Source organism: Enterococcus sp. S53, from assembly GCF_016516865.1.
Classification (GTDB): domain Bacteria; phylum Bacillota; class Bacilli; order Lactobacillales; family Enterococcaceae; genus Enterococcus_D; species Enterococcus_D innesii.
The window spans coordinates 135245-156019 of sequence record NZ_JACVUH010000004.1; the positions used below are offsets into that span (position 1 = coordinate 135245).

Here is a 20775-nt window from a genome sequence, read left to right on the forward strand (position 1 = left end):
AGCAAGTGAACCTTGCTAGTGGACTGCGGTGTATTTTTTTCTCCTATTTTAGCGGGAGCCCACTGACGCCTCTTCGATGATGGGGGCCGATTGGGCGATCGCTAACCAGGCAGCAGGAATTCGGTATGGGGAGCAAGAAACATAGTCGATGCCGATCTCTCGCAAAAATGCAATGGAATAGGGATCGCTGCCGACTTCGCCACAAACACCGATCGAGTGCTCTGGCTGACGATCTCTTACGCCAGCGATCGCTTGACGCATCAATGTGCCAACGCCCGCCTGATCTAAGTGCTGGTAAGGATCTTCTTGTAAGATCCCCGACTGCAAATAGGCTTGAATAAAGCTACCGGCATCATCCCGCGAAAAGCCAAAGGTCATTTGGGTCAAGTCATTGGTACCAAAACTAAAGAACGCCGCCTCTTCAGCACACTCCCCAGCAATCAAGCACGCTCTAGGTGTCTCGATCATCATGCCGATCTCGATGTGCAACGGTTGCTGCAGGGTTGCTTCTGCTTGAGCGATCACCTGTGTCAACGTCTCTTTCAACACCTGCAGCTCTGCAGGCAAACTGATCAGGGGCAATAAGATCGCCGCCTCTACCTCGACTCCTTGCTGCCGCAACTCCACAGCCGCTTCACAAATCGCCGCTGTTTGCATTTCATAAATTTCTGGATAGCTCAGTCCTAAGCGGCTGCCGCGATGCCCCATCATGGGATTGACCTCTTGCAGTTCGTCAATTCGCCGCTCGATCACTGCCAATGATTTTTGACTACGGCGAGCCATTTCAAGGCGTTCATGCTCATGGGGCAAGAATTCATGGAGTGGCGGATCTAATAAACGAATCGTGCACTTCTTTCCTTGCGCGGCCTGCAGCATTTCTTGGAAATCGGCTTTTTGATATGCCTTGATCTCAGCCAACGCCGCCAATCGTTCCGCCTTTGTTTCTGCCAAGATGACTTCCCGCATTTTCCACAAACGCGCTTCCCCAAAAAACATATGCTCCGTCCGTGCTAAGCCGATGCCCGCTGCACCAAAGGCCAGCGCAGCCTCAATGTCATTTTTCGTTTCCGCATTTGCGTAAACCTTTAGATCTGCCTGGGCTTGTGCCCACGTCAAAAGCTGATCCAATAAGACTCGCTCCTGGACACTGGTCATAGGCAGCTTCCCTTGATACAGTTTGCCAGTACTGCCGTCTACCGAAAGCACGTCACCTTCTTCAATCAGCAACTCACCACAGCGAGCCTGCTTCAAAAATACATCGACACTTAATGCCTCGCACCCTACCACACAGCAGACCCCCAGACCACGGGCGACCACCGCCGCATGCGAAGTCATCCCCCCACGAGCGGTAATGATCGCTTCACTCACCACCATACCTTCAATATCTTCAGGTGAGGTTTCCTGCCGCAGCAGCAGGACTTTTTCTCCTGTGCGGCTGGCTTTTTCCGCTGCCTCTGCAGTGAAATAGACATGTCCTGAAGCTGCCCCTGGACTAGCCGGCAAGCCCTGCGCAAAGGCTTCGGCTTGCTGTAAGGCTTCGGGGGCAAATAACGGGTGCAGCAATTGATCGATCATTTCTGGTGTGATGCGATCTAGTGCCTGCCTGATAGTGATCCGACCTTCTGCGACCATATCCGTTGCAATTTGTGCTGCCGCAGCGGCGGTTCGTTTGCCGTTTCTTGTTTGCAAGACAAACAACTGGCCGTCATCGATGGTAAATTCAATGTCTTGCATGTCTTGATAGTGATCCTCCAAACCCTCAGCCAGTTGCTTTAGTTCCTGATAGATCATGGGATGCTGCTGTGCCAACGCTTGGATCGGTTGTGGTGTACGAATGCCAGCAACCACATCTTCCCCTTGGGCACACACTAGGAATTCGCCGAAAAGTCCCGGTTCCCCGGTTGCTGGATTGCGGGTAAAGGCGACACCCGTCCCACTATTTATCCCACTGTTGCCAAAAACCATTTCTTGAATCGTTACGGCAGTCCCTAGATCGTCAGGGATCCGATGGAGGGAACGGTAGGTCTTGGCCCGTGGGTTGTTCCATGAGCGAAAAACTGCCGTGATGGCTGCCAATAATTGCTGAAACGGGTCTTGGGGAAACGCTTCTTGAGTATGTTCCATATAAATACTTTGAAACACGCGGCAGATCATTTGCCAATCATTGCCGGTCATCATTTGGTCTGACACATAATTCTGCCGTTTCTTATAATCTGTCAAATAGGCTTCAAAGTGTTCTTTTGCTACACCTTTCACCACATCCCCATACATCTGGATCAAACGGCGGTAACAATCATAAGCAAAGACGGGGTCCCCCGTCTGCTGAGCCAACCCTTGGACGGTTTCATCATTCAACCCAAGGTTTAAGATCGTATCCATCATCCCTGGCATGGAAAACTTGGCACCACTGCGGACAGAAACCAATAACGGCGACTGCAGTCCGCCAAATGTTTTGTTCCTGCGGACTGCCAATTCTTCGATGGCAGCTTTGACTTGCTTGATGATCGCCTCAGGAAGAACCTGTTCTTCTAAATAGGTCAGGCAAATGGTGGCCGGGACGATAAATCCTTGAGGAACAGGCAAACCCAAATTGGTCATCTCCGCAAGATTTGCCCCTTTCCCGCCTAATAGTGCTTTTTGCTCTTTCGTGCCTTCTGAAAACCATACGACTGCTTTTTCCATCATGTTCCTCCCTTTAAATGTTATATACTATTTCGATTAATTAGCAGTATATAGTATGACACATTTAATCGTCAAGCCAAAAAAAGAAAACTTTTAAGGGATTTATCCTTTTTAAAAGAGAAGGATTGCCTTTTCATTCGGAAAATCATATAATCAATAGCATAGCACATAAAAGAAAGAAGGTGACACATTGGAATTAAGCCAAAGACAAATGAAAATCATTGAGATCGTCAAAGAGCATCAGCCCATCAGTGGGGAGACCATTGCGAAGCAGTTGGGTTTGAGCCGCGCAACCTTGCGGAATGACTTATCGATTTTAACCATGACCGGTTTATTAGACGCCCGACCGAAAGTCGGCTATTTCTACACAGGACAAACCGTTGAGCCTTTGCTTTTCGAAAAACTCTACCATACCAAAGTTGCAGAAGTCATGATCCCACCGTTGCTGATCTCACAAACGGTCTCCGTTTATGAAGCAGTCACGACTTTGTTTATGTACGATGTCGGTTCCCTCTATGTCAAAAATGACCAAGACGAACTGATCGGGGTACTCTCCCGCAAAGATCTGCTGCGCTTTGCGATCAGCAATGCCGCACCGGAAAAAACACCCGTAGCGATGATCATGACTCGCATGCCAAACATCGTGACCATCACACCGGCAGAAACGATCTTGACGGCTGGTACGTTGTTAGGACGACATGAAGTCGATACCTTGCCTGTGGTCGATCCGCAGGAACCAAAAAAAGTCATCGGCAAAATCACGAAGACACGTCTGATGAATTACTTTATTCAAGCAGGCAATGACAGTGACAACACACACTTTTAGGGGGCAAAAACAATGAAGAACGTTCGAATATATTTGATTTCAGATTCCGTAGGCGAAACGGCACAAAAGCTGATCGCCGCCGTTTCCGCGCAGTTTCCCACGATCGACCTTTCAGATATCCAGCTCTTTCCCTTTACTAATGATGAAGAGAGCTTAGGCGAGATCCTCAAAGATGCCTTGCTAGACAAATCGATCGTCGTTACCACCTTAGTTAATAAAGAATTAGTCGCTTTTGTTGATGCCTTTGCCAAACGGACTGGTTTGCAGTATGTCGATTTTATGTCGCCTTTGACCACGATGCTAGAAAAAACATTCGGTGTAGAAGCCGTCCAAGAGCCTGGTGCCTTGCATCGCTTGAACCAAGCATATTTCAGCCGGGTGGCAGCGATGGAATTTGCCGTAAAATACGACGACGGCAAAGACCCACGGGGATTTCTCGATGCTGACTTTGTCCTCTTAGGGGTTTCGCGAACCTCAAAGACCCCATTGAGCCTATACATGGCAAATCGTGGCTACAAAGTGGCGAATCTGCCTTTGATTCCTGAAGTCGCTTTGCCAGCCGAAGTGCACCAAGTAGACCCACGGAAAATGGTCGGTTTGACTACGAATCCAGAATCCCTTACGGAAATCCGGCGGTCCCGGATGCATTCATTGGGCTTGAAAGAAGAGACCCATTACACCAATTGTGAACGAATCGAAGCAGAATTAGCCTACGCGAATGAATGGTTCAAAAAGCTTAACATTCCGGTGATCGATGTCAGCAAACGCTCCATTGAAGAAAGCGCGATGCTGATTGAAGAACAAGCCAAAGAACAGGCCCATGTTCAATAAAGACGCCTTGGCAAACCTGACCGAGATCATCAACTTGGAAGCCATCCAGCAGCTGCCGAAAGCCACCGAGCACTTTGTCAGCGATCTGCATGGCGAATACGATGCCTTTGACCATATTTTGCGGAATGGTTCTGGCAGTATCCGAGAAAAAGTCGAGATTTTGTTTACTGGCGTCTTGACGAAAGAAGAACAGACCGAACTTTGTTTTGTCATTTATTATCCAGAGGAGCTATTACAAGAACAGGCCTGGACCCCTGCCGATTGGCGCTTGAAGATGGCACAGCTAGTGAAAGTTGCCCGCTTTACTTCCAGTAAATACACACGCTCCAAGGTACGCAAAGCATTACCGACTTCTTTTGCTTACATCTTAGAAGAACTGTTGTACCAATATGATGCCGACTTCAATAAAGAAGCTTACTATCAGGCGATTTTTGATAAGATCATCGAATTAGAGGCAGCCTCGCTTTTTTGCCAAGAGTTGGCGTACTTGATTCAACGCTTCGTAGTGGACCATCTCCATGTCTTAGGCGATATCTATGATCGAGGACCGGCGCCAGACAAAATCGTCGATCGCTTGATGACTTTGCCTTCACTGGATATTCAGCTAGGCAACCATGATATCTTGTGGATCGGTAGCTTTTGCGGCTCGCTGCCCTGTTTGGCCAATACGATTCGCATCGCTGCTCGCTACGGCAATCTGGCATTATTACAAGATGGTTATGGGATCGATCTATCAAAAGCACTGGCTTTTAGCCAAAAATATTACACAGAAAATGAAGGCTTTTATCCGCAAAAAACAGTGGATCCTTTATCAAGCCAACAAAAAAAAGCCGCCATGCTTTTGCAGCAGGCATTTGCCATCATCCAATTCAAAGTCGAAGCAGCCGTGATCCAGCGGCGTCCAGCATTTGCGATGGCAGAGCGCTGCTTGTTGCATCGCTTGTCTCAAGATCGGCAACAAATCCAGCTAGACCAGACCTATCCTTTGATCAACGGCTGTTTTCAACTAGTAGATCCCGATGATCCTTACCGTTTGACAGCCGAAGAACATGAGGTACTGCAAGATTTGCTGAGCCAATTTCAATGCTCGCCCCGCTTAGCTGCGCATATGCGCTTTTTGGTCGAGCATGGCACATTGTACCAGCGCTTCAACGACAACCTGCTGTATCACGGCTGCCTGCCTTGTCGGGAAAACGGCGATTTCCTGGCCTTTACTTTCCAGCAGCAGCCCTTAGCAGGCAAAGCATTGATGGACTTTTTTCAGCAATGTTTGCAGGAAAGCTTTGCCCAACCAGAAAACCAAACAGACCTTGCCACCGATATGATCTGGTATCTTTGGTGTGGCGAAGGCTCTTCCCTCTTCGGCAAAAAAGCCATGAAAACCTTTGAGCGCTACTTTATAGCAGATCGCAACACCCATAAAGAACAAAAAAATGCCTATTATTCTTTAAGGGAAAACGAAGATTTCTGCTGCCGTGTCCTAGCTGCCTTCGGTCTGCCGCCGACAGGTCACATCATCAATGGCCACACCCCTGTCAAAGTGCGTAAAGGTGAGACGCCCATCAAGGCAAATGGTCGTTTATTGGTAATTGATGGCGGACTTTCCCGCTCCTACCAATCCGTCACAGGCATTGCCGGTTACACGCTGTTGTCAAATTCCTTTGGTATGACCTTAGCAGCCCATCAACCCTTTACAGATCGCCAGCAAGCCATCCAGCAGCGACGTGACATCGTCACTCAGAAAAAAATCGTCGTGCGGCAAACGGAAAGAACAACGGTAGGGCAAACAGATATCGGCAAGCGGCTACAGCAAGAAAGCCGCGTGCTTTTTGAAGAATTAAAAAATCATCCGATCCCTTGACGAGTCATTCGTCAACCAATCGGATGATTTTTTTTACAGTCCTTTGGAACTATGAAAGGCTTTGAGTTTTTCCAACGCCTGCAGCACAATGATCAAGACCAAGATCGCTAAGGCTAAAAAGAGCGTTTCTAACCCTTTTCCTTGCGCTAAAAGCAGCTCCCTTAAAATCGCTGTGATACTGATCAAAATCAAGTAGCGCACCGGAATATGGTGACCTTCTTTTACGTAACGCAATAACATCAAAATAATTTCCAGTAAAATAAACAATGTTGCGATCTCTTCGATCAATAAAGAAAGATCGCTAACTTCATGCAGTGGGATCACATGGACAACGATTTTGTAGATCGCTTCCGCCATCACCACCAAAACCAACAGAACCAACAGTCCTAACATAATATCAACCACAACACTAATCAATTTTTCGAAGTGCTTAAAATACTTTCCCATAACACCCCTCCTCGCACTTATTATAGCGAAACTACTCAGAATCACTTTATGATATGCTTGCAAGTCCAGCTTTTTTTATGGAGGCAGTGAATAAAAACGTAAGACGGCTCTTTTCTGTTCCAGCAATCCGCCAACAAAACCTTCCTCTTTGCTATTTTTTGATGTCTCAGAGTGAGAAATCGCGCATCTTTCGTTCACTTGGTGTGTTCATGGCTCTGAACATAAGCAAATAAAAAAGCTAGGCACAAGGCCTAGCTGAAATGGTCCCTTTAGATGAGATTGATTTTTACAGTCAGGCTCAGTGAGCCCCTTCGACTGTTAGATCAACATTTTCACTCGTATCTTCCGCGGCTTCCTCGTCGCTATTGGAGGTTTCTGAAGACGGCTCAGTCGTTTCACTGCTGGAGCTGCTTGTTGTAGTACTGGTCGAACTCGTACTGGAAGAGCTTGAAGAACTGCTACTAGCGCTACTGCTAGAAGTATCGCTGGTGGTGGTTGATCCGCCACTGGGCGCGGTACTCGAACTGCTTTCGCTACTTGCTGAAGTGCTGACGCTAGGCTCTGTCTCTGCTTCACTTACGGAAACAGACGTGCCTTCATTTGTCGACGCTTCGATCGAGCGACTAGTCGTTGAAGACGGTGTGTAAGAACTAACACTGGCTTCATAAAAAATCTGACTGGAATCAGAGGTTTCTTCGATACTGCTGCTTGCTGTCTGGTAAGGTGGCTCAGAGGAACTACTGGAAGAATCTCGTACAAAGGGCGCGGCAACAAAGGCATTGGCGTCTTGATTGATCGCCACACTCAAAAAAACCGCAACAAAACAACTGACTAATGCCGACTGCATATTGAACTTGAATTTCATCGCACTCCCCATCCTTTCCCCAAAAAAGTGGTTGGACCTTCCGACAACGATCTATCTCATTCTTATATTATACAAAAAAAAGCAACCGTCAACAAATTAAGTTTTATTTTCAAAGATGACAAAGACATGATTGTCCGTTGCACAAAAAAAGCCCGAGGACAACTGCCGATCACCTGCGGGCCCATCCCTTCACTAAGGGTTGGCAGATACGACGGATGCTCGTTCCTCTGGCTTTAATGGTTCCTTTACTTAAGAAGTCCTTCTACTTATAAGTTACGCAGATGATTCGGGTCATGAATCGGAGCTTCAATATCACTGTCTCCCATGCGCGGCGTTGGATGAACGGACTCATCAGGCATCGCTGTTTCGCCTGGTAACGGTTGATCGATGATCGGACCAGTATCTGCATCACGATCGGTTATTTTGTCCATCGGCTGATAATCGTAGACGCCGACAACGAGTTTGTCTCGTTCAAGGTCATCACGATAACCATATAACGGATCATGCTCATCATGCCTATGATCGGAATCGCCGAAAGAAAAAGCATCTTTGATTTTTTCCCAAAGCGAACGATCTTCATCCTCACTAGCTGCCTGCTCCACTTCCACATCATCGATGGATTCTAACCCAAATTGATCGATGACTGTTTGATTCGCAAACAGCACGATATCCTCTTTGCCATAGCCTTCGTTTGTCAATTGCTCAATAACCGGTAATACTTCTGTTCGAGTGTCGTAACTGCCAATAATCGTTAGGTTTCTGTTGTGCATGTGAAATCCTCCTTATTTTGTGTACGCTTCGATTGTTCTGGTTCTGAAGCAATTCTTTTAAGACTAGCAATTTCTATTGCTTCTTTCATTCTAACGCAGGGTTCTATGATTGACCAAATAGTTTGATTGCGCTTACGAAAAACAAGTAGTTTCTTGATAAACCGCTAGCAGCTTAGTGAACGCTTGATCCAGCATAAAAAAAACGCGTGAGCCAATGGCTTGCACGCGGTTTTTTTGCTTGTTACTTGGAAACGATCAGTTTTTGTCCGACAAAGATCGTATAGCTGCTGTTGATGTTGTTCCATGATGCGAGTTGACTGATACTGGTGTTGTATTTTTGTGCCAGTGACCATAAGCTGTCACCTGATTTCACCGTATGCGTCTTCGTTGAACTACTGCTGCTGGTATTCGTATTAGAAGCCCCACTGCTAGCAGCTGTTAAGTAGGCACCGCTGACCCAACCTTTCCCAGAAACATAATACCATTTGTTCGTGCCATTGACGGTCGTCCCGGTTTTTGTTGCGGTAACCGTGACGGTTGCCCCTTTGCTTAAAGAACCAGTAATACTGCTGCTGGTAGAAGCATCGGAACGAACATTTAAAATCTCGGTGGTTTTCATTTGCTGATTTGTGGTTGTTGAACCGTTATTATTGGAAGAGCTGCTGGTTGTTGTCAAGTAGGCACCACTGACCCAACCTTTGCCAGAAACGTAGTACCACGTTTTATTGCCTTCCACTGAAGTGCCGTTCTTTTTCGCTGTCACGGTAACGGTCACCCCTTGACCAAGCGTTGTCACGACACGGCTGCTAGTAGAAGCATCGGAGCGAACATTCAATGCGGCCGTCGTTTTCATTTGTTGATTGATGCTTGAACCATTGTCTTCTTTTTCCGCTTCAGAAGCATTATTGTTGGTCACTTCAGTAAGGTAGGCGCCGCTGACCCAACCTTTGCCAGAGACATAGTACCAATTTTTATTGCCGTTGACTGATGTACCGGTTTTCATAGAAGTGGCAGTAAAGGTCGTGCCTTTGCTAAGCGAGCCCACCACTGATCCGCTAGTGGACGCGCTAGAACGAATATTCATCGCTTCCGTCGTCTTCATTTGCTTATTGATCGTCGTACCAGAATTGCTATTGTCAGAACCGGTGTTGCCTGATCCGCTATTGTTGTTTGAAGAGTCGGTCGAAACCTTCGTCAAATACGCGCCGCTGACCCAACCTTTGCCAGAAATCTTATACCACGTGGTGTTGCCATTGACGCTGGTGCCGGTTTTGGTCGCCGTTGCCGTAAACGTCGTATTAGCTGCTAACGAACCAGTAATAGAGGCACTCGTGGAAGCATCGGAACGAATATTCATAGAGGCCGTGGTTTTCATCTGCTGATTGATCGCTGTTTCATCACTGACGATCGTTTCATTGCTATTGCCGCCACCTGTGTTTGAGCTGCCAGTATCATATTGCGTTAAATTATACGTACTGATCAAATTGTTTAATTTGCTGGCATAAGAAGTATCGGTTGCATACCGCCCTTGTAGCCAAGCGGTTGCTTGCGTGTAAGAGGTCGTATTGCTTTTCCATGCACCGCTGTAATAGTAGTTGCCGCTAGAAAAACTCGTGTTGCGCAACACATATGCATTGTCTTCAAAAGACTCTTTTAATGATGGGTATTTCCGAAACTTAGCGCTGATCAAATAATAATTGCCGGAACCATCATCTTCATACGTATCCATTGTTACATATTGGCCATTGTAGCTGCCTTTGATCCCAAACATATTGTTGGCCGTGGTCGTCAAAGTCGAGGCGCCCCAACCAGATTCCAAAATCGCTTGTGCCATCATAACAGAGGCATACAGATCGTTTGCTGCCGCCACTTCCGTTGCATAGCCGCAAATCTGACTGATAAAGGCAGCCGGATCGATCGTTGCCCGTGAAAATAATGCCCGACTAGTCAAATCAGAAAGGGCTGATGGTACTTCATCTGCTTCTAAGACTTCATCACTAGCGACTGTTGTGCTTTCTGTCGTCGCTGTTTCTGATCCCTCAGTAACTGCTTCCGTCCCTGACTCCTCCGTCGTTTCCGAAGTTTCTTCGGTCACAACAGGTGCTGGCGTCGATTCTGTGGTTTCCTCAACTGGCGTGCTGTCGGTTTCAGGTGTACTGCTGATTGTTGTTTGTTCAACGACTTTAAGGTCGTTGCTAGTTTCTGCCGTTGCCGTTTCAGCCGCATGCCCTAAGGTCGGGATAAACGTTGATCCCGCTACTAAAGTAGTAGCCATCGTAATACTTTTTTGGGTATATTGCGTGCGCTTCAAGCGCTTTTCTAAGCGGCGTCGTTCTTTACGAATTGTCATTTAATCCCTCCGTCGTATTAGCCTTTTTTTATTGTAACACGATTTATTAAAAAATGGGGGGTTAAGATGAAAAAACAGTGAAATCAACGAGATAAATTCTTGCTATGAAACAGTTTTCTCTTTTGCTTCATGTGCCAATACTCTGTTCTAAAAAAAGAAAAAAGAGTGGTTTTGGCACCAAAAAAGCAGCCTTTATCAAAAAGACTGCTTTTGGTGAATTGTTATTTAATAACAGGTGCGGGATTTTGGGCTTTTTTTAGCATCGCATAGCCTATGTTGAGAACAAGCCCAAAAACGGCCAAGAAAATTGCCGTATAGAAGGCTTTTGTATAATCTCCTTGGTTACTTTCTGCGATTGCTGCTGCCACTCTAGGACCAAAGAATGCCGCCGTAGAATAACCAACAAAGACGATTCCATAGTTGACCCCTTGATTGATCGGTCCGTAATTTTCCATAACGATCGATGGGAAAACCCCCATCACGCCCCCGAAGCACAGTCCTAAACCGATGATCCCGACAGTGAAGATCACAGTTGTTTGACCAAGCGTCAATAGGAATAAGGACAATGCCACCACACCATAGATGATCATCAACGTATTCGTCCGACCAATTTTATCAGAAACGGTGCCCCAAAGGACACGACCAAAACAGTTGCTCAATGAGTACAAGCTGACATAAAAAGCAGCGGCAGCCGCCGTCAAACCAAACATACTTTGCCCGATCACTGAGGCGTTAGAAGCAATCATCAAACCTGAAAAAGCCCCTACCCCTAACATAACAATAATCAAGTAAAAAGTTGGTGTCTTCAGCATGTCCAGCCAATTTAGATTGATTTGAGGACCATTTTTTCCTTGATCCGCTGGTTGCCAACCTGCTGGACGGTAATTTTCTGGTGCTTTACGAATAAATAGACTAGCCACCAAGACGATCACGATATAGGCAATTCCTAAAATCCGAAAGGCTGCTAAGACATCTTGTGATTCGATCAAACGATTCGCAATTGGTGCGGCAATAATCGCTGCTCCACCCATGCCTGCTGTGATCAAGCCCGAAGCCAGTCCCCGTTTATCCGGAAATAACCGAATCGTATTGCTTAAACAAGCCGAATAGGCAAAGCCTTGTCCTAAACCAGCAAAAACTCCATAAGTCAGGTACAGCATGGCGGGTGAGTTGACCAAACCCGTCAGGAAGAAGCCCGCTCCGAACAAAGCGCCTCCACCAGCGATGACCCATCTAGCGGCTCCTCGGTCTGTCAGCAAACCACCCAAAATCATGGTAATCGGGCCAACTGCGGCATTGATGGTAAAGGCTAGCATGATCTCTTCCATGGACCAACCTTTTAATTGACTAAGAGGTCCTGCAAAAACACTAAAGGCGTATACAGCGCCCGTACACAGTAATACAGCGGTCGAAGCGATCAGAATCAGCCAACGATTGATTTTTGTTTCCATTTTTTCTCTCCTTTGTTTTAAGCATGTTACTTTATTCACATGTTTTTTCAAAAGCTAGCGCGCGTGACGAGTCACAACGCGCAAGGCTTTTTATTCGAGATGTTCTGCGACTGCTGTCTTTCCAGCAATCCGGCCAAAAGTGAAGATGTCTGTCAACGAATTGCCGCCTAAGCGATTGCCGGCATGGATCCCCCCAGCAACTTCTCCTGCTGCATACAGCCCTTCAATGATTTGATCTTCCTTCGTCAACACGTGGGTTTGCGGATCGATCTTCAATCCCCCCATCGTGTGGTGAACCGCTGGTTTTCTTGGTGTGGCATAGAAAGGCGCTTTTTCCACTTTCAAGTCGAAAACATCTTTGCCAAACTCTGGGTCTTTCCCAGCATCCACATAGCTGTTGTATTTCGCAACGGTCGCCTCTAAGACGGCTGGATCAACATTGATCTGCTCTGCTAGGCCAGCCAAGGTCTCACTGCGGAACAGCGTACCAGCAGCTACTTGCTTATCGATTTTTTCTTGGCTCGTGTTATAAGCGGTTTTCTTGATTTCTTCATCCGCGATCAAATAGAACAATCCGCCATTATCGATCGCCGCTTGGGTCAATACATCGCGGCTTTCGTACTCATTGACAAAGCGCTCACCCTTTTGATTGACCATCACAAAGTTAGCTGGTGGCACTTGCAGCCCACTGAATAAAGCCCCTGTGTTTGGATCAGATACGGGCATCATTTGCGAAAAGCCCATGCCAACAAGGTCCGCCCCAGCACTTTCTCCTAGCTTGATCCCGTCACCAGTGATCGCTGGTGAATTTGACGTTTTGATATCGTCTTCGATCTCTGTCCAATAGGTATTGTATTGTTTCAACATTTTGGTGTTCGCTCCGAACCCGCCGGAAGCTAAAATCACTGCTTTGGCATGGATCGTGACTTTTTGACCATTACGGCCTTCCCCGATGATTCCAGTAACCTTGCCATCTTCGATCAATAATTCTTTGACAGGCGTATCAGTTAAGATCGTTCCCCCATGCTCTTTCACGAATTGATGCAAAGCAGAGACAAAGGCATACCCTTCGTTTTTGACTGGTTTATGTCCTCGGCGCCATTTCGCTCCTACTGGCATATCGACATTGTTCATATCAAATTCTACGCCGATTTCTTCTAGCCATTTCACTGAATCCAATGCTTGATCCGTTAAGATCTTCACTAGCTCGTATTTCCCATAGATCGGTTGCCCATTCAAATCTTTGCGTTTTCCGCCTAAATAGGTTTGAATTCGATGCCACAAAGCAGAATCAAACAAGTATTCTTTTTCTGGCGTCGTTTCTGAAAGATACGCAGTGATTTGTGCCTTCAAAGCTTTGAAGTCTGGCAAGTATTCTGCATCGATCTCTTGTTCATCGATCGTCAGCACTTCTTCTAAAGCACTGCGTTCGCCAGGCAATGCGGAGAAGCCGTTTTGCCATTTTGGATCCGCGGCATTCATCGGTCCGCCAGTACGTACGGTATTGCCGCCGATCGCTGGGAATTTTTCTACTAAGATCACGTCTTTATTGGCTTGCAGCACACTGGCAGCTGCACTCAGACCCGCGCCGCCACCACCTACGACAACGACATCGGTGGTATACGTTTCATCTTCTGTTTGCAAAGCACTGGCGGCTTTTGGACGTTTGCGCAAGATATCGGGGTTCGCACCAGCCATTTTCACGGCTTTTGCTACCCCATCGACGACACCGTTACTCGTAACGGAAGCACCAGAGATCGCATCGACATTCAAGGTTTGCCCTTCAATAATTTCTTGAGGGATCCGTACGAAAACGACATCAGCGATCCCTTCGGATTCACCAGACGTATCGATATCGATAGCTTCGATCCGTTCTTCGCTCAATTTGACGACCATTGGTAGATCCCCGTTATGTCCTGGTGCTGTGACGGTGTATTCGCCAGGCTCATAAACGACTTCTTCTGGTACGTTCAACAAATTAGCGACTTCCGTAAACCGAACGAACTTGCGGAAACAGCTTTCCAAAAAGTCGATCGTTCGTTGATCTTTTAAATTGCCTTGTTCATCAAAGGCTTGATGCGCACGTCCCAACAAGAACTCATTTCCTGGCATAACTGTTGCATTGACACCCGGTGCATCAAGGATTTGGCGCAAATGCAGCTGTGCTCGCGAGGAACCTTGTACATCGTAGGATGCACCGACGATCATCACCGGTTTGCCATCAAAGGGATGGAGATTGAAGGAGAGCCATTCCAAGACGCTTTTCAATGCGGAAGGAATCGAATGGTTATGCTCTGGTGTCGCAATGATCACCCCATCGGCTGCTAAAATCTTGCTATTTAACCGTTGGATCACTTCACTATTGGTTTGATCTTGTGTTTCATTGAACATTGGGACATCCTTGATTTCCAGCAGTTCAATTTCTGCTAGGGCAGCAAATTCCCGCTGCATAAACGCCACTAATTGGCGATTGGTGGATTTTTTGGCGTTCGTTCCGATTAGACCGACAAATTTCATGACTAGTTCCTCTCTTTCTTATGCTTGTTCCCACGAAAATTTCTTTGCTCGTTCTTTAGCCGTTGAATATTCACTGACCAGACGGTTCGTGATTTCGACAAACAAGACAAATTCATTGAAACAATCTTCTAGTTCGGCAACTTTTTCGTTATCGATCAAGTTTCCTTGTTCATCGAAGGCTTGCATGGAATGCCCTAACAAAAATTCCGCACTCGGCATGATTCGGGCTTTGACTTCAGGCGCATCTAAGATCTGACGCAAGTGGGCTTGGGCTCTCGATGAACCTAATGCACCAAGAGAAGCACCCGTGATCATCACTGGTTTATCGATCAAAGGGCGCGTCGTATAAGAAAGCCATTCAATCATGCTTTTTAGCACCGCTGGGATCGAGTGATCGTATTCTGGTGTACTGATGATCACCCCATCCGCTGCTTCGATCTTCTCTGACAAGGCTTGGACTGCCGCTGGTGCCGTCCGATCTTCTGGTTCATTAAATGCCGGCAGATCACTGATTTCGCAGAGCTCGATCTCCGCTTGGTCACTAAAATGGCTTTGAATAAATTGCAGTAAGCGACGGTTGGTCGAACGCGTCGAGTTGGTTCCTACGATTCCAATCAATTTCATTATCATCTCTCCTAATTGTGAATAATTTAACATTTACCCATAAATAAAAAGTTTTTGACCATTGGCTTTGATTTCTTTTTTCAATCGTTTCTCAAGTTGGTTTTTACGACCTACTGAGATGAAAGGCTTCTTCCTAAACAAAAAAATCTTCCCCAAGTACCCATTTAGTGTACGACTGAATTCTTCATTTGTGAAATATTTATTTAATTATTCATCGATAACAAATTTGTTATAATGAAAAAAATGATTAGGAGGACCACGCAATGGTACTTAAAGATTCCCATCTGATGTTGCAATACCTCGATACCTTGCTAAAGCATAGCAACTACACCAAAGCCGCCAAAGATCTCTACATTTCACAGCCTTACTTGACGCAAACCGTGAAACGTGCCGAACAAGAACTGGGGACCCCCATCATCAATCGGCTGCCGGGACATTTTCAACTGACGGAAGCTGGTAAAATCTATTATCAATATCTGGAAACCTTGGAAACAGAGTCTGCCAAATTGAAAAGTCGGCTGTCTTGGTATACCGCGACCGAGAAGCGTTCTTTGCGCTTAGGCATTTTGCCCAGCCTTGGTTCCTATCTGCTGCCGCTCTTTTTGCCTGCATATTATGAACACTACCCCAACGTGCACTTTTTCTTGCGGGAAGACCTGCCGAAGCACAATGAAAAACGACTGCTGAATGGGCAGCTGGACTTTTTTATCGGACAAAATCCTGAGACGATCGCACCGAATCTAACGGTCCACAGCACCAATCAAGAACGGTATCTAGCGATCATTCCGCCTTGTTCTCCCCTGTATCAACCAGAGAAGCGGTATTTAGCACCTGATTCATTGTCCGTCAAAGACTTGCTGCAAAGTCCGTTGATTTTGACCGCCAGCGGCTCGGCGATTCGGCGCCAAATCGATCAATTGCTGCAAAAATACAAAGTAGAGGCGAACGTTCTCATAGAAAGCAGCAATATTTATACAGCAGCGGCATTGGCAGAAAACAACCTTGGGATTGCGATCGTACCAGAAAGCGTGCTACAAGCTGCTACTGCGACCCCTTTTAATCTTTATCCAATGCCAGAGGAACTCTTGTCCCTCACCTATTTTATTGCCCATCAAGCCGAACGGGCATTGTCAAACAGCGAAGCTGACTTGATCGAAACCTTTTTGCAACACGTCTAGCTTTCCTTTTTTACCAAAAACAAGCAGCGACCATCTATTTTCCTAGGTAGTCGCTGCTTGTTTTCATTCTGCTGTTGGCGTTTCGATCGAACGGGCTAATTCTTGCGGATAGATCAGTTCTCCTTGTTTGGTAATGACTAATCCAGTAATCCCTTCTAACGGCGCCAGCTCCTGCAAGATGGCTTGTGGCTCTTTGCCGAATAAGCGGGTCGTCCAAATCTCTCCATCAACCGATCTGTCGGAGAGAATCGTGACACTGGCAATGGCTGACTCTAACGGATAGCCCGTTTCTCGATCAAAAATATGATGATAGGTCTTGCCCGCTACCTGATAGGTTCGTTCATAGATCCCTGATGTAACAACTGATTGATTGCGCACCTTCAACGCGGCGACAAAATTCCCTCTCGGTAAGAAAGGGTTTTGGATCCCGATCCGCCAATAGCCATCAGCATGGCTCGGGGCATCGCCGTAAGTCACCACATTGCCCCCAAGATCGATCAAAGCGGCTGTGACACCGACCTGCTTGAAATGCGCCATCAACAAATCAGCAAAATATCCTTTTGCCACAGCCCCTAGATCAAGCTTCATGCCGGCAGCTAACCCGACGGTTTGCAACGTTTCATCCAAAACAATTTTGGCAGGATCAGTTTTTGGCAGCAGCTCCGCAATTTTCTCAGGCGTTGGTAGATGGGCATCTTGGAACCCGATCCGCCATTCCTGCACCAAAGGACCGATGGCAATATTTAAGTAGCTATCTTTTGGCAAGCTATGGGTTTTCCCTAGTGCGATCAATTCAAACAATTCCGGTGCGGTGGCGATCGCTCCTTGTCCTGCCTGCTGATTGATCTGCATCAACTCAGACGTCGGGTCATTGGCACTAAATCGCTGTTCAAAGGCCGCAGCTCTTTGAGCAGCTTCCTCTAAGATCACTTCTGGGGTTTCATGCTGCACCCAAATCGTGATCACCGTTCCCATTCCCTGTAACACTCGTTGGCCTTCTGGCATTGTCCTTGCTCCTTTGTCCTCTTCTTTTGGCTATCATAGCAGTTTCTGGGAGAAAAAAGTAGTCTGCGGGATACCCCTGCTGCTTTTTTTGAAAAAAACTGCGAGGTCTCCCTCGCAGTCTGCTGTTTCTATTGCTCAATGATAAAAGTCAAAGCGGCCTTTCGCCAATACTTCTTTGACCCCACCAGTTTGGTACAAGGAACGGTCCATAATGGCTTTTTTCACCACGGAAGCGGGATAGCCTTTGATGCCCATTTTCCCTACTAAGCCAAAGGCATGGGTATTGCCGATAGACGCCACTGAACCTAATGATTCAAAGTGGAAATCTGTTGGTTTTTCCCCATTCATTTGACGTAAGATATTTTTACCCGCATGCTGCCCCATCTTCAAAGCGATTTGAGCCGTTGTTGGATACGGGCGATTGGTCGCTGGGTCCATGACTGCTGAAACATCACCGACAACATAGACGTTACTATGGTCAGGGTCAGTTAGGTCTTGATTGACCATCACGCGACCCCGACGAGCAGAAAAGTCTGATTCAGCCATCACATGGCTACCGCTGACGCCTGTGGTCCAAACGATGGTTTTGGCTGATAATTCAGCTGTTGCTCCTGTATCGGCATCATCTTGATAGACAACGACACCCGGTTTGATTGCTTTGATGGGTTTACCAGTCAGGAAGTTTACGCCCCATTTAACGAGATTTTTGATCCCGTAATCCGATAGTTTTTCATCAAACATCGGTAATAAACGAGTCACTGCTTCGACACAATACAGTTTGATGTCTTCTGGTTTGACGCCTGCTGCTTTCGCAAAGGTTTTACGGTTTTCCACCAATGAACCTAGCAATTCGATTCCGGTGAAACCAGCACCGCAGACAACGATTTTTAGGTAGTCAGGATTTTGTGTTTCTTTGTATGCCTTCATTTGTTTCAACAAATGATGATAGATGTTTTCTGCGGAGTCGACATCCACCATTTCCAACGCATGCTCCTCGACACCAGGGATCCCAAATGATTCTGATTCAAAGCCTAACGCCACGATCAAATAATCATACGTGCACGTGGATTGATCTTTAAAAACGATCACTTGCTGGTTACGATCGATCGACGCCACTTCCTTTTGAACAAAGGTGGTCTTTTGAGGACGAACGACATCATTGATGGGATAGCAAATGCGGTCTCTTGGTTGCGTACCAGCCGCAACTTCATGAAGATCGGTTGCCTCATAATGATAATCGTTTTTGTCGATCAATGTGATGTGAAACGCTTCTTTTGCTCCTTGCAGTACGTGCAATGCTCGCAATCCAGCATACCCTGCTCCTAAAATAACAACTTCCTTCATGTTTCCTTACTTCCTTTCTTTGCTGTAAAAATTATAAAATCAAACCAATCGCAAAACTCAGCACTTGTACGCATGCTCCGACCGCAAGGATCCGAACGGCACAAATGAAGGTCTCTCTTTTGATTTGTTTTTGCATAAATCGTTTTGTCTGTTGCCAGACAAAGGGCGCCGCGAAAAAGGTCAGAACCAGTGACCAAGGCGCAATGTTGAGGGCAACTGAGGCAATGATCGCAACAAACGCCAAGACGTTCATCGCGATAAATAATTTCAACGCACGGGCTTTACCAAGGTAATGCACCAGCGTATAGCGCTCATTTTTTTCATCCTCTTCCAGATCACAAATGTTGTTTGCCAGCATCAAGTTGGCGATCCATAATGTGTTGGGCAATGAGATCAAGAAAATACTGCCAATCGTGGCAATGTTCCATTCAAAGGTTTGATAGGCATTGAGATAGACACAGATCAATGAGATCATAAAGCCCATCGTAAAGCCAGAAAAGAACTCGCCTAAAGGCAAACTAGAAAGCGGCCGTGGACCAGAGGAATAAAAGATCCCGACTAGGTAACAATACAGTCCCATCCAAAAGAGCGGCCAACCAACCACCATTGCCAAGGCGATTCCCATGGCGGCGGAAACGATGATCATGGAGACCATCAACCAAAAAACCAATTTGACAGACAACTGCTCCCGACCAATGATATTGGTCTTTTCTTTGTAATCATGCCCTTCTGTGGCATGATGGTAATCGTTGTAGTTATCTAAAATATCCACCGCCATATTGAAGATCAGCATGGCAATGAAATACAATAGGACATAGCCAAGATGAATCGTTTGATAATTGTACCAGCTGTAGCAGACACCAATGAAAAATGGCAAAATACTGGCGGTTTTTGCTTTAAATTCGACAAGTTCTAAAAATACAGGTAGCGTCACAACTTCACCTCCTTTAGTGAGTGCATTAAACTAGTCAATCACGCCCCTTTACGCTAGAATAAGGGCTGAATGACTGTTAGAAAGGGTTATACTATGTTTGACTTTTGGATCGATTATCCGACGATCGAACAACGATTGAAAACCGTATGTTCCATCATTGAAGAACACGTTACTGTTCGTAACAAAGAGATACAAGATGTTTTGATCGACTTTACTTATTCAGGTGGAAAAATGCTGCGGCCAGCGCTCTTTTTTTTGTTTGCTGACTTAGGCGATCCCCATTATAAAAAAACCGACCAATTAACAAAAATTGCTGCTTCTCTAGAAATTTTACACATGGCCACTTTGATCCACGACGACATCATTGACGATTCGCCGCTGCGGCGCAGTCAAGTCACTGTTCAAGCCAAATACGGCAAGGATATCGCGGTCTACACGGGTGATCTTTTGTTCACCCAATTTTTTGAGCTTTTGATCGAAAGTATGAATGGCTCCCCGTTTTTAAAAACCAACGCACAAGCCATGAAACGACTCCTTTTAGGTGAACTTGATCAAATGCACACTCGCTACAACATCCATGAATCGATTGACGACTATCTGCAAAGCATCAACGGCAAAACCGCTGAACTGTTTTGGCTCGCTTGTCTCGAAGGCGCTCATTTTGGCGGCCTCGACACAGAAAACCAAGAGCGGGCGGGTGAGATCGGTCGCAACATCGGGATCGCCTTTCAAGTATTCGACGATATTCTCGACTACACCTCTGATAGTGGCACCTTGAAAAAACCGATTCTAGAAGATTTGGCACAAGGAGTCTATACCTTACCGCTGCTATTTGCCAAAGAACAGGCACCTGCAGCATTCGCTCCTTATTTGAATAAAAAAGCAGCACTCTCCTTGGCAGAAGCCCAAGAAGTTGCGGATCTTGTCGTCCGTTACGGTGGTGTCGAAAAAGCGCGTGCTTTCGCGGTCACCTACACGCAAAAAGCCTTAGACGACATCGATCTACTGCCAGAAGCACCTAGCAAAGCCAAAATTCGTTCATTAACTGAACTGCTCTTGCAGCGCAATTACTGAGCCATACAGCAATGAG

Annotated in this window: 16 protein-coding genes; 5 read left to right on the top strand and 11 right to left on the bottom strand. The window is 46.4% G+C overall.

Going from position 1 to position 20775, the window contains the following annotated elements; all coding sequences use genetic code 11:
• Positions 1-48 precede the first annotated feature (48 nt).
• Complete coding sequence (gene ppdK, locus IAE45_RS07605) at positions 49-2682, bottom strand: pyruvate, phosphate dikinase (protein WP_200125693.1); 2634 nt, start codon at positions 2680-2682, stop codon at positions 49-51.
• A gap of 190 nt (positions 2683-2872) precedes the next feature.
• On the opposite strand from ppdK, the gene IAE45_RS07610 reads away from it, so the two are divergent.
• The 3 genes from IAE45_RS07610 to IAE45_RS07620 are packed head-to-tail and all read left to right on the top strand — an operon-like array spanning position 2873 to position 6200.
• Complete coding sequence (locus IAE45_RS07610; protein ID WP_077453152.1) at positions 2873-3508, top strand: helix-turn-helix transcriptional regulator; 636 nt, start codon at positions 2873-2875, stop codon at positions 3506-3508.
• Positions 3509-3520: 12 nt separating this feature from the next.
• On the top strand, positions 3521-4339 hold the full coding sequence (locus IAE45_RS07615; protein ID WP_005226564.1) for a pyruvate, water dikinase regulatory protein: 819 nt from the start codon (positions 3521-3523) through the stop codon (positions 4337-4339).
• Positions 4329-6200 (top strand): fructose-1,6-bisphosphatase, encoded by a 1872-nt coding sequence (locus IAE45_RS07620; protein ID WP_200125695.1) that lies wholly within the window; start codon positions 4329-4331, stop codon positions 6198-6200. The genes IAE45_RS07615 and IAE45_RS07620 overlap by 11 nt, the downstream gene beginning before the upstream one ends.
• 33 nt (positions 6201-6233) lie before the next feature.
• On the opposite strand, the gene IAE45_RS07625 is transcribed toward IAE45_RS07620, so the two are convergent.
• The 7 genes from IAE45_RS07625 to IAE45_RS07655 all read right to left on the bottom strand — a co-directional run bounded on the left by IAE45_RS07625 (position 6234) and on the right by IAE45_RS07655 (position 15224).
• On the bottom strand, positions 6234-6647 hold the full coding sequence (locus IAE45_RS07625; protein ID WP_005232820.1) for a phosphate-starvation-inducible PsiE family protein: 414 nt from the start codon (positions 6645-6647) through the stop codon (positions 6234-6236).
• A gap of 298 nt (positions 6648-6945) precedes the next feature.
• Positions 6946-7512 (bottom strand): hypothetical protein, encoded by a 567-nt coding sequence (locus IAE45_RS07630; RefSeq protein WP_086293544.1) that lies wholly within the window; start codon positions 7510-7512, stop codon positions 6946-6948.
• Between the two features lie 266 nt (positions 7513-7778).
• Entirely contained in the window at positions 7779-8282 is a 504-nt protein-coding gene (locus IAE45_RS07635; RefSeq protein ID WP_008376644.1) for a general stress protein, read from the bottom strand.
• A gap of 241 nt (positions 8283-8523) precedes the next feature.
• Positions 8524-10632: an SH3 domain-containing protein gene (locus tag IAE45_RS07640; protein WP_200125697.1), complete on the bottom strand. Its 2109-nt coding sequence runs from the start codon at positions 10630-10632 to the stop codon at positions 8524-8526.
• Between the two features lie 221 nt (positions 10633-10853).
• A complete protein-coding gene (locus IAE45_RS07645) occupies positions 10854-12083 on the bottom strand; it encodes an L-lactate MFS transporter (protein ID WP_200125699.1) in 1230 nt (409 codons plus the stop codon).
• Between the two features lie 90 nt (positions 12084-12173).
• Entirely contained in the window at positions 12174-14600 is a 2427-nt protein-coding gene (locus IAE45_RS07650) for a flavocytochrome c (RefSeq protein WP_077453163.1), read from the bottom strand.
• A gap of 18 nt (positions 14601-14618) precedes the next feature.
• Positions 14619-15224 carry an NADPH-dependent FMN reductase gene (locus IAE45_RS07655; protein ID WP_008376652.1) on the bottom strand — a complete coding sequence of 202 codons (606 nt, stop codon included), beginning with the start codon at positions 15222-15224 and terminating at the stop codon, positions 14619-14621.
• Between the two features lie 263 nt (positions 15225-15487).
• Here IAE45_RS07655 and IAE45_RS07660 point away from each other — a divergent pair, with 263 nt between their 5' ends.
• A complete protein-coding gene (locus tag IAE45_RS07660; protein WP_200125701.1) occupies positions 15488-16402 on the top strand; it encodes a LysR family transcriptional regulator in 915 nt (304 codons plus the stop codon).
• A 63-nt stretch (positions 16403-16465) separates the two neighbouring features.
• Here the strand turns inward: IAE45_RS07660 and IAE45_RS07665 are convergent, their stop codons facing one another.
• The 3 genes from IAE45_RS07665 to IAE45_RS07675 form a co-directional block, all read right to left on the bottom strand.
• Positions 16466-17407, bottom strand: a complete 942-nt coding sequence (locus IAE45_RS07665; RefSeq protein ID WP_200125703.1) for an FAD:protein FMN transferase — start codon at positions 17405-17407, stop codon at positions 16466-16468.
• 135 nt (positions 17408-17542) lie between these two features.
• The gene (locus tag IAE45_RS07670; RefSeq protein ID WP_081117634.1) at positions 17543-18751 is read right to left on the bottom strand and encodes an NAD(P)/FAD-dependent oxidoreductase; all 1209 of its coding nucleotides are present in this window, start codon (positions 18749-18751) and stop codon (positions 17543-17545) included.
• A gap of 31 nt (positions 18752-18782) precedes the next feature.
• Positions 18783-19685: a prenyltransferase gene (locus IAE45_RS07675; protein WP_074535586.1), complete on the bottom strand. Its 903-nt coding sequence runs from the start codon at positions 19683-19685 to the stop codon at positions 18783-18785.
• Positions 19686-19778: 93 nt separating this feature from the next.
• Here IAE45_RS07675 and IAE45_RS07680 point away from each other — a divergent pair, with 93 nt between their 5' ends.
• The gene (locus IAE45_RS07680) at positions 19779-20759 is read left to right on the top strand and encodes a polyprenyl synthetase family protein (RefSeq protein ID WP_005226544.1); all 981 of its coding nucleotides are present in this window, start codon (positions 19779-19781) and stop codon (positions 20757-20759) included.
• Positions 20760-20775: the final 16 nt, after the last annotated feature.

Excerpts from the sequence above, each read along its gene's own strand:
- ppdK (WP_200125693.1), bottom strand. The coding sequence starts at position 2,682 with ATGGAAAAAGCAGTCGTATGGTTTTCAGAAGGCACGAAAGAGCAAAAA.
- IAE45_RS07650 (WP_077453163.1), bottom strand. The coding sequence starts at position 14,600 with ATGAAATTTGTCGGTCTAATCGGAACGAACGCCAAAAAATCCACCAAT.
- IAE45_RS07620 (WP_200125695.1), top strand. The coding sequence starts at position 4,329 with ATGTTCAATAAAGACGCCTTGGCAAACCTGACCGAGATCATCAACTTG.
- IAE45_RS07625 (WP_005232820.1), bottom strand. The coding sequence starts at position 6,647 with ATGGGAAAGTATTTTAAGCACTTCGAAAAATTGATTAGTGTTGTGGTT.
- IAE45_RS07665 (WP_200125703.1), bottom strand. The coding sequence starts at position 17,407 with ATGCCAGAAGGCCAACGAGTGTTACAGGGAATGGGAACGGTGATCACG.
- IAE45_RS07615 (WP_005226564.1), top strand. The coding sequence starts at position 3,521 with ATGAAGAACGTTCGAATATATTTGATTTCAGATTCCGTAGGCGAAACG.
- IAE45_RS07660 (WP_200125701.1), top strand. The coding sequence starts at position 15,488 with ATGGTACTTAAAGATTCCCATCTGATGTTGCAATACCTCGATACCTTG.
- IAE45_RS07680 (WP_005226544.1), top strand. The coding sequence starts at position 19,779 with ATGTTTGACTTTTGGATCGATTATCCGACGATCGAACAACGATTGAAA.
- IAE45_RS07655 (WP_008376652.1), bottom strand. The coding sequence starts at position 15,224 with ATGAAATTGATTGGAATCGTAGGAACCAACTCGACGCGTTCGACCAAC.
- IAE45_RS07645 (WP_200125699.1), bottom strand. The coding sequence starts at position 12,083 with ATGGAAACAAAAATCAATCGTTGGCTGATTCTGATCGCTTCGACCGCT.
- IAE45_RS07630 (WP_086293544.1), bottom strand. The coding sequence starts at position 7,512 with ATGAAATTCAAGTTCAATATGCAGTCGGCATTAGTCAGTTGTTTTGTT.
- IAE45_RS07635 (WP_008376644.1), bottom strand. The coding sequence starts at position 8,282 with ATGCACAACAGAAACCTAACGATTATTGGCAGTTACGACACTCGAACA.
- IAE45_RS07670 (WP_081117634.1), bottom strand. The coding sequence starts at position 18,751 with ATGAAGGAAGTTGTTATTTTAGGAGCAGGGTATGCTGGATTGCGAGCA.
- IAE45_RS07640 (WP_200125697.1), bottom strand. The coding sequence starts at position 10,632 with ATGACAATTCGTAAAGAACGACGCCGCTTAGAAAAGCGCTTGAAGCGC.